Annotated in this window: 8 protein-coding genes; 5 read left to right on the top strand and 3 right to left on the bottom strand. The window is 62.3% G+C overall.

Annotated elements, in window-relative coordinates; genetic code table 11:
• From ileS to dhaM, 4 genes are all read left to right on the top strand, one after another.
• The coding region (ileS, locus tag AUR66_RS00625; RefSeq protein ID WP_058570601.1) for an isoleucine--tRNA ligase at nucleotides 1-2,990 on the top strand (2,990 nt) is incomplete at its 5' end.
• Nucleotides 2,991-3,095: 105 nt separating this feature from the next.
• Nucleotides 3,096-4,097, top strand: a complete 1,002-nt coding sequence (dhaK, locus tag AUR66_RS00620) for a dihydroxyacetone kinase subunit DhaK (RefSeq protein ID WP_058570599.1) — start codon at nucleotides 3,096-3,098, stop codon at nucleotides 4,095-4,097.
• Between the two features lie 113 nt (nucleotides 4,098-4,210).
• Nucleotides 4,211-4,909, top strand: coding sequence for a dihydroxyacetone kinase subunit DhaL (gene dhaL / locus AUR66_RS00615; RefSeq protein ID WP_058570598.1), 699 nt, complete (start codon nucleotides 4,211-4,213; stop codon nucleotides 4,907-4,909).
• Nucleotides 4,906-5,292: a dihydroxyacetone kinase phosphoryl donor subunit DhaM gene (gene dhaM / locus AUR66_RS00610; protein WP_058570597.1), complete on the top strand. Its 387-nt coding sequence runs from the start codon at nucleotides 4,906-4,908 to the stop codon at nucleotides 5,290-5,292. The genes dhaL and dhaM overlap by 4 nt, the downstream gene beginning before the upstream one ends.
• An 18-nt stretch (nucleotides 5,293-5,310) precedes the next feature.
• Here dhaM and ptsH1 read toward each other — a convergent pair whose 3' ends face one another.
• The 3 genes from ptsH1 to glpK form a co-directional block, all read right to left on the bottom strand.
• Entirely contained in the window at nucleotides 5,311-5,586 is a 276-nt protein-coding gene (ptsH1, locus tag AUR66_RS00605) for a phosphocarrier protein HPr (RefSeq protein ID WP_058570596.1), read from the bottom strand.
• A 90-nt stretch (nucleotides 5,587-5,676) separates the two neighbouring features.
• Complete coding sequence (locus AUR66_RS00600) at nucleotides 5,677-6,693, bottom strand: hypothetical protein (protein WP_058570595.1); 1,017 nt, start codon at nucleotides 6,691-6,693, stop codon at nucleotides 5,677-5,679.
• Entirely contained in the window at nucleotides 6,693-8,231 is a 1,539-nt protein-coding gene (gene glpK / locus AUR66_RS00595; RefSeq protein WP_058570594.1) for a glycerol kinase GlpK, read from the bottom strand. Before glpK ends, AUR66_RS00600 begins: the two co-directional genes overlap by 1 nt.
• Before the next feature lie 268 nt (nucleotides 8,232-8,499).
• Between glpK and AUR66_RS00590 the strand changes: the two genes are divergently transcribed.
• Nucleotides 8,500-9,322 (top strand): sugar phosphate nucleotidyltransferase (locus tag AUR66_RS00590; RefSeq protein WP_058570600.1); only part of this gene is annotated, 823 nt, incomplete at its 3' end.

Here is a 9,322-nt window from a genome sequence, read left to right as displayed (position 1 = left end):
ACACGTCCGGCCAGATGCACCTCGGCACGGCGTGGAACAAGACGCTGAAGGACGCCGTCATCCGGCACAAGCGCATGACGGGGCACCAGGTCACCGACCGCCCCGGATACGACATGCACGGCCTCCCCATCGAGGTCAAAGTCGAAGAAGAACTCGGCTTCACCACGAAGCGCGACATCGAGGAGTTCGGGATGGAGGCGTTCATCCAGAAGTGTAAGGAGTTCGCCGTCCGCAACCGCGAGGCCATGGACGAGGACTTCCAGTCCATCGGCACGTGGATGGACTGGGACGACCCCTACGAGACGCTGTCTCCCGAGTACATGGAGGCCGCGTGGTGGGCGTTCTCGAACGTCGCCGACAACGGACTCGTCGAACAGGGCAAGCGCAGCGTCAACTACTGTCCGCGCTGTCAGACAGCCATCGCTGCGAACGAAGTCGAGTACGACGAGATTACCTCGCCGTCCATCTACGTCAAGTTCCCTCTGAAGGGACGCGAGGGCAACCTCGTCATCTGGACGACGACGCCGTGGACCATCCCGGCGAACACCTTCGTCGCCGTCGACGGTGAGATGACCTATCAGGCCGTCCGCGCCGAGAAAGACGGCGAGAGCGAAGTGCTCTACCTCGCCGAACCCTGCGTCGAGGGCGTCCTGAAGAAGGGTCGCTACGAGGACTACGAAGTCCTCGACGAACTCTCCGGCGACGAGATGGTCGGCTGGGAGTACGACCACCCACTCGCGGACGTCCTCGGCGAGTACGCCGACTTCGAGGGTGCTGGACAGGTCTACACCGCCGACTACGTCGAAGCGGACCGCACGGGTCTCGTCCACTCCGCGCCCGGGCACGGTCAGGAGGACTTCGCCCGCGGGCAGGAACTCGGCCTCGACGTGTTCGTCCCCGTGGACGACAAAGGCGAGTTCACCGAACAGGGCGGCGAGTACGCGGGCACGTTCGTCCGCGACGCCAACCCTGCCGTCATCGAGGACTTAGACGAGCGTGGGCACCTGCTCCACGCCGGCGAACACGACCACCGCTACGGTCACTGTTGGCGCTGTGACACGGACATCATCTTCCTCGCCACCGACCAGTGGTTCATCACGGTCACAGACATCAAAGACCAACTCCTCGACAACATCGAGGAGTCCGAGTGGCACCCACAGTGGGCGCGCGACAACCGCTTCCGCGACTTCGTGAGCGACGCGCCCGACTGGAACATCTCTCGCCAGCGCTACTGGGGTATCCCGCTTCCCATCTGGGTCCCGCAGGACCCTGACGCCGAGGGCGCAGAAGAGATGATTGTCGTCGGCACGCGCGAGGAACTCGCCGAGCGCGTCGACCAGGACATCGACCCCGAGACGGTGGACCTCCACCGACCATCGGTCGACCCACTCACCATCACCGAAGACGGCGTGACCTACGAACGCGTCCCCGACGTGTTCGACGTGTGGATCGACTCCTCTGTCGCCACGTGGGGTACGCTCGACTTCCCCGGCGAGACCGAAGCCTACGACGAACTGTGGCCCGCCGACCTCATCATCGAGGCGCACGACCAGACCCGTGGCTGGTTCTGGTCGCAACTCGGCATGGGCACCGCCGCGACGGGCAAGTCCCCGTACAAGGAGGTCATCATGCACGGGTTCGCCAACGACAAGGACGGCCGCAAGATGTCCAAGTCCGTCGGCAACATCGTCACGCCCGAAGAGGCAATCGAGCGTGCAGGCCGCGACCCACTTCGCGCGTACCTCCTCTCGCACGACCAGCAGGGCGTCGACCTCTCGTTCGAGTGGGACGGCCTCGCCGACACGCAGTCGACGCTCAACATCTTCTGGAACGTCTTCCGCTTCCCGCTGCCGTACATGGACCTCGACGGCTACGACCCGGCCGAGGCGGACCTCTCCGAAGGTGAACTCACCGTCGTCGACGAGTGGGTCCTCTCGCGCCTCCAGACCGTGAAGGCCGAGATGCACGAGGCGTGGGACGACTACGAAGTCCACACCGCGCTGAACACGCTTCTCGACTTCATCACGAAGGACGTCTCGCGCTTCTACGTGAAGGCCATCCGTGAGCGCATGTGGGACGAAGAGGAGTCCGACTCCAAACTCGGCGCGTACGCGACGCTCTCGACGGTTCTCGCCGAGTCCATCCGCCTCATCGCACCCTACACGCCGTACATGGCCGAGCAGATGTACCAGCGCCTCGACGGCAGCGAGACGACGGTCCACATGCTCTCGTACCCAGAGGTGGACGCGGACCTCCGCGACGAGGACCTCGAAGCCAACATGGCTGTCCTCCGCGACGTGGAGGAGGCCGCAGCACACGCTCGCCAACTGGGCGGCCGTAAACTCCGCTGGCCCGTCTCACGCATCGTGGTCGAATCCGACGACGACGGCGTCGCCGAGGCCGTCGAAGCACTCTCGGACCTCCTCTCGGAGCGCGTGAACACGCGCTCGGTCGAAGTCGTCGAGGTGTTCGACGAACTCGTCGAGACGGCCGAACCCCAGATGAGCGTCATCGGGCCGGAGTTCGGTGCCGACGCGCAGAAAATCATGGAGGCTGTCGAAGGTCTCACGCGCGCCGACGTCGAAGCAGGCGTCGAAGTCGACGGCGAGACGTACGACCTCACCGACGAGATGGTCTCGTACCGCGCCGAACCGCCGGAGAACGTCGCCAGCGCCGAGTTCGAAGGTGGCTCCGTCTACGTCGACACGACCCTCTCCGACGACATCGAGTCTGAGGGCTACTCGCGCGACGTCATCCGCCGCATCCAGGAGATGCGCAAGCAACTCGACCTCGACGTCGAAGAGGAAATCGACGTGGGCGTCGTCGTCGACGACGACCGCATCGCAGAATTCGTCGCAGAGAACGCCGACCTCGTCGCCGACGAGGTTCGCGCCCGTGAGTTCGAACTCGGTACGGCCGAGGGCGACACTGTCGAAGAGTGGGACATCGAGGGTGTCTCTGTGACCATCGCGGTCACGCGACTCGACTGAGTCGTCTCCGCTTCGAACCGACAACCGATTTTTTGGTGAAATTCCTCCGTAGCCTTCAGCTTGACCAACACTTTTGGTCGAATCACGCGTGTGGTATCATGACGCATGAAGAAACTGATCAACGAATCCGGTGACGTGGTCGACGAGATGCTCGATGGCATGGTTGCGGCGCACCCCGAACTGCGCCGACTCGACGGGACGAACGTCCTCGTCCGTGGCGACGCGCCGGTCGATGGAAAGGTGGCCGTCGTCTCGGGTGGCGGGTCCGGACACGAACCGACACACGCCGGCTATCTCGGCGAAGGGATGCTCGACGGTGCCGCCGCAGGTGAAGTGTTCACCTCGCCGACGGCAGACCAGCTGAACGACATGATTCAGGCAGTCGATGCTGGCGAAGGTGTCCTCTGTGTCGTCAAGAACTACGAAGGCGACGTGATGAACTTCGACACCGCCGCCGAGATGGCGGGGATGGAAGACGTCGACGTCGAACAGGTCGTCGTCAACGACGACGTAGCGGTCGAAGACTCGCTGTACACCTCGGGTCGCCGCGGTGTCGCGGGAACCATCTTCGTCCACAAGTGTGCCGGCGCGAAAGCGGCCGAGGGCGGTGACCTCGGCGAGGTCAAAGCAGTCGCGGAGAAGGTCATCGACAACGTCCGAACGATGGGGATGGCCCTCACCTCTTGCGTGACGCCCGAGAAGGGTGAACCGACGTTCGACCTCGGCGAAGACGAGATAGAACTCGGCATCGGCATCCACGGCGAACCGGGGACCGAACGTGCCGACATCATGACTGCCGACGAGATTACCGAACACCTGACCGAGAACGTCCTCGACGACCTAGACGTCGGTGAGGGCGAGGAAGTCGTCACGATGGTCAACGGGATGGGCGGTACGCCGCTGTCGGAACTCTACATCGTCAACCGCAAACTCCAGTCGATGCTCGACGACCGCGGCATCGAGACGTGGGACGCGTGGGTCGGCGACTACATGACCTCACTCGACATGATGGGGTGTTCCGTCTCGGTCCTCCGCGTCGACGACGAACTGAAAGACTTGCTCGGCGCACCCGCACACACGCCGGCGCTCACCGTCGCCGAGGAGTAGTCGCGCACGACACGATAGCAGGTGGTCGCAGCGACCGACCGACGAACTCATTTTTCGCGGCAGAACGTTCCATCGGGGCAAGGGATTAACGACAAGCGGCCGAAGGAACCTCCATGGCCGACGTTGACACTCAGCGCGAAGCGGTGTTGGACGCCCTCGACAATGTCGCGGAGCGACTCACAGCGGAGAAATCGTACCTCACGGACCTCGACTCTGCAATCGGTGACGCGGACCACGGGTCGAACATGCAACGTGGATTCTCGAAGGCGGCAGAGAAACGCGACGAGTTCGCCGATATGGACCCCGACGACATCGTGAAGACCATCGGAACGACCCTCATCTCGAACGTCGGCGGGGCGTCTGGTCCCCTTTACGGCGGGTCGATAATGTTCGCCAGTCAGGAACTCGACGGCGGTATCACGGTTGAGACATCCGTCGCGTTCGCCGAGGCGTATCTGGACAAGGTGAAAGACCGCGGCGGCGCCCAAGTCGGGTCGAAGACGATGGTCGACGCACTCGTACCGGCCGTCCACACGTACAAGAAATCCATCGAACAGGACGACCTGCCACCGCTGGAGGCGCTTGCGAAAGCCGTCGATGCCGCCGAACGCGGCGTCCAGTTCACCACGCCAATCAAGGCGCTGAAGGGCCGTGCGTCGTTCCTCGACTGGCGCTCTGTCGGCCACCAGGACCCCGGTGCGACGAGTACGCTGTTCATCATGGAAGAACTGCTTGCGACGGCCGAAGAGTACCTCGACGGCGACGTCGAACGCGATGCGCGCGCGGCGGACGCGGTGCGGAGGGACGAATGATTGGCCTCGTCGTCGTCTCGCACAGCGCGAAGGCGGCAGAAGGCATCGCGGACGTGGCCGCACAGATGGGCGGTGGAAGCGCTCGAATCGTTCCCGCTGGGGGTGAAGACGGCGGCATCGGCACGTCGCCGGACACCATCCGTGAGGCTATCGAGGAAGCCGACGACGGTGACGGCGTCGTCGTCCTCGTGGACCTCGGGAGTGCGGTGATGAACACGGAACTCGCTATCGAGATGGCGACAGATGTGAACGCCTCCATCGCGGATGCGCCGATTCTCGAAGGCACACTCAACGCCGCGGTGGAGACGACCAGTAAGAAGGCGACGCTCCAATCTGTCGTCGAACGCGCCGAAGAGGCGCGTGAGTACCGAAAACTGAACTAGACGAGGGTCGAGAGAACGCTATTCTTCGTCGCCCGATTCGGGCGTCGAAAGCACTTCTTCGAGGGCGTCGAGCGCCGCTTCGGCGTCGTCACCGTCGGCGACGAGACGCACTTCTTCGCCGTGTGAGACACCCAGTCCCGTCACAGCGAGCATACTCGCCGCGGGGACGAGGCCGTCGTCGTCAGCGCGTCCCAGTTGTATCTCAGCGTCGAAGGAGTTGGCAGTCTCGACAAATTGGGACGCAGGGCGGGCGTGAAGGCCGTCTTTCGGGACGACAGAGACGATTCGTTCCATGTCTCTGCTTCCGACTGCGAGGCGTTATCGCTGACGGTTGCGGAAGCCGTGTCAAAAAACCGAAAGGGGGACGTGTGTTCGTGTCGCGGCTTAGAGGCCGAGTGTGGCGACCCACGACGAACTCGGGAAGATTCCGGCGATGGCGAGCATCGCGATGAGGAACGTCCCGAAGACGATTGCGGCCGCCGGTGGGTCCCAGTGCGTGTCTCCGTGTGCGTAGAAGATACGCTGGAACACTTCGCCGAAGAGCGCACAGATGAGGCCGAACACACCGCCGATGAGGAGTGCGACGACACCAAGTTCTGCAGCACCTGACGTCCACGCGAGCGCCGCCGTCGAACCGGGAAGCGCCATGTGGTGCGTCACTGGGACGCGCTCGACGCCGAGGTTCAAGAACAGAAGCGTCGCCGCCGAGATACCGAACGCGAGGAACGGACTTCCGGTCACGAGCGCGATGTACGCCGACGAGATACCGACGACGGCGCCGATGGCAGCAACTTCCTGCCACTTGTACATGTTCGGAAGCCACGGCTCGACGCTCAGGCGGGCATCTTCGCCACCATCTGCGACTGCACCGCCACGAGTCTCCCCGCGCTCGAAGGGCGACATGTCGAAGACGCCGTCACCACGGACTTTCCCGATGATGTCGTAGCCGAAGACGACACGGTGGAGGAGCGCCGAGAGCGTCACACCCATCGCGATGTGGTCGTACGGCATACTGAACGACGCCGAGAGGACGGTCAGCCAGTAGCCGATGATACCGAAGACACCACCGACTGCGAGCACGTCGGGCTTGGAACCGAGTGCGAAGCCGATGTCCTTGGCCTTGTGGTAGTCGAATCCACTGTCGATGTAACCGCGATTGGCCGCGTAGGCCGTGGCGGCCGCCCCGCCGGCGAAACTGATAGCCGGGGAGAACGGAACACCGAACGCGACAGCGCCGGTGATCGCGCCTGCGTCGGCGTCGACGTAGGCTGCAACCTCACCTGCGATAACCGCGAAGCCAGTGAAGATGAAGACGGGGAGCGCACCGATGGCTGCCCCGAATGCGCCGCCTGCGAAGGCGGCGATTATCATCTCGATGGCCCAGAGTTCGTTCAGCGCCATTATTCCTCGCTATCTCGTGCCCAGTCGAGCGACCGGTCGACTGCTTCTTTCCAACGGCCGTAGCGGTGTTCGACGTTCTGCGGGTTCGACGGTGCGAACTCGCGGTCGATTTGCCAGTTGTCGCGGAGTTCGTCCAGCGTCTCCCAGTAGCCGACGGCGAGGCCGGCAGCGTACGCGGCACCGAGGGCTGTCGTCTCGTCGACTTCGGGGCGGACGATTTCCGTGTCGAGGATGTTCGACTGGAGCTGACAGAGGAAGTTGTTCTTGACCGCGCCGCCGTCCACGCGGAGGCTGGCGAGGTCGATGTCGCTGTCGGACTCCATCGCTTCGGCCACGTCACGGGTCTGGAACGCGATTGCTTCGAGCGTCGCGCGGACGATGTGCTCGCGGCGGGTGCCACGAGTCATGCCGACGATGGTCCCGCGGGCGCGCTGGTCCCAGTGCGGGGCACCGAGGCCGGTGAAGGCGGGAACGAAGTACACGCCGTCGGTCGAGTCGACGGAGCGCGCGAGTTTCTCGGACTCCGCGGCGTCCTCGATGAGGGTCATGTCTTCGAGCCACTCGATTGCGGCACCCGTGATGAAGATGGACCCTTCGAGTGCGTACTGGACGGGTTCGCCGGAGCGCTGGAAGCCCACGGTGGTGAGGAGGCCGTGTTCGGACATGACTGCCTCTTCGCCGGTGTTCATCAGCATGAACGAACCGGTCCCGTAGGTGTTCTTTGCGTCACCGGCGTCGAAACAGGTCTGGCCGAACAGGGCCGCCTGCTGGTCACCGAGTGCACCCGCGACGGGAATCTCGGCACCGAGGAATCCGCTCGCGTCGGTCGACCCGTAGTGGTCGTCGTCAGACGACGGGCGTACTTCTGGAACCATCTCCCTCGGGACGTTGAACTCGTCTAAGAGTTCGTCGTCCCACTCCATGTCGTGGATGTTGAACAACATGGTTCGGGAGGCGTTCGTGACGTCCGTGATGTGGTTCCCCGTGAGTTTGTAGATGAGCCACGTGTCGATGGTCCCGAACGCGAGTTCCCCCTCTTCGGCGCGTTCGCGAACGTCTGCGGGACGAGCGCGCTGAAGCTTGATGGGGTCGGAGTTGTCGAGCAACCACTCCGCCTTCGTCGCAGAGAAGTAGGCGTCTGGTTCGAGGCCCGTCTTCTGGCGAACGTCGTCCGTCTTGCCGTCTGCTTCGAGCGTCTCGATTCGGTCTGTCGTCCGTCGGTCCTGCCAGACGATGGCGTTGTGAATCGGCTGTCCTGTCTCACGGTCCCAGACGACTGTCGTCTCGCGCTGGTTCGTGATACCGATTGCTTCGAGTTGTTCGGGTTCGAGGAGCGCGCTGTCGAGCGCCTCGTTGATGACTTTTTTCGTGTTCTCCCAAATCTCGTTGGCGTCGTGTTCGACCCAACCGGGTTCGGGGTATATCTGTTCGTGCTTTTCGTAGGCGTTCGCGACCACTTTTCCGTCGTGGTCGAACACCATGAACCGCGTACCAGTGGTGCCCTGGTCGATGGCACCGACATACGTTTCTCCTGACATTGCTAACCAACCTCGAATCGAACTCTCCGCTGAGAGCTCAACCACTACAAACATGTACAAATAATATGATAAATGTTTCTTTACGATTGAGTAACACCGGTGAGTAGAAATTCTCGACCCATTCGGGACTAACGTTCCGAATTCTGGAATATATTTTTGTACTCTCACTTGGTTTGGGGCGCGTTTGTATGACTCGTTCTACAGCGAGGGGCCGTGGCACACTCGCTGCATAGCGAACATTTAGGTGATAAACCGAGTACGTGGGACTATGCCTATGGAATGTGCGGTGGTCCTCGCTGCAGGCGAGGGGATGCGGCTTCGGCCCCTCACCACGTATCGGCCCAAGCCGATGCTTCCGGTGACCAATAAACCGATTCTAGAACACGTGTTCGATACGCTCGTCGAAGTTGGTATCTCCGAGATACACGTCGTTGTCGGCTATCGACGGAACCGCGTCCAAGAATACTTTGGATTCGAATACGAAGGCGTACAGCTCCACTACCACCTCCAAGACCAACAACTCGGATCTGGGCACGCTGTTCTTCAGGCACGCGACGCCCTCGACGAATCGTTCGTCGTGGTCAACGGCGACCAGTTAGTTTCGGCGGACATCGTCGAATCGGTCGTCGAGAAACACACTCTTGGCGACCAACTTGCGACGCTCAGTATCGTGGAGTCAGAGATGGCTCCACAGTATGGTGCAGTATCGCTTGACGGCGAAGTCGTCACCGACCTTGTCGAGAAACCCGGAGAAGGCTACTATCGACTTCTGAATGCCGGGGTATATGTCTTTGAACCAGATGTCTTTGACGTTATATCAACGGCACCACTCGAAAATGGTGAACACTCTCTGACTGCAGCGCTGACGAACGCAATCGACGACGGGGCGACTGTAAGGGGTATCCGAGCGGACGGCCTTTGGCGTGATGCGACTTATCCGTGGGACCTACTCGAGCTCACCGCAGAGATGTTGCGTCTGAACGACGAGACGACTTACATCGCATCAAGTGCGACGGTCCACGACAAATCCATCGTCCGCGGCCCAGTCGTCATCGGACCAGATGCCGTCGTCGCTCCGGGGGCTGTCGTCG

This window comes from Haloferax profundi, assembly GCF_001469865.1.
GTDB lineage: Archaea > Halobacteriota > Halobacteria > Halobacteriales > Haloferacaceae > Haloferax > Haloferax profundi.
Note: the sequence above shows the minus strand (reverse complement) of the source record. Positions and strands in the feature narration are given on the sequence as shown.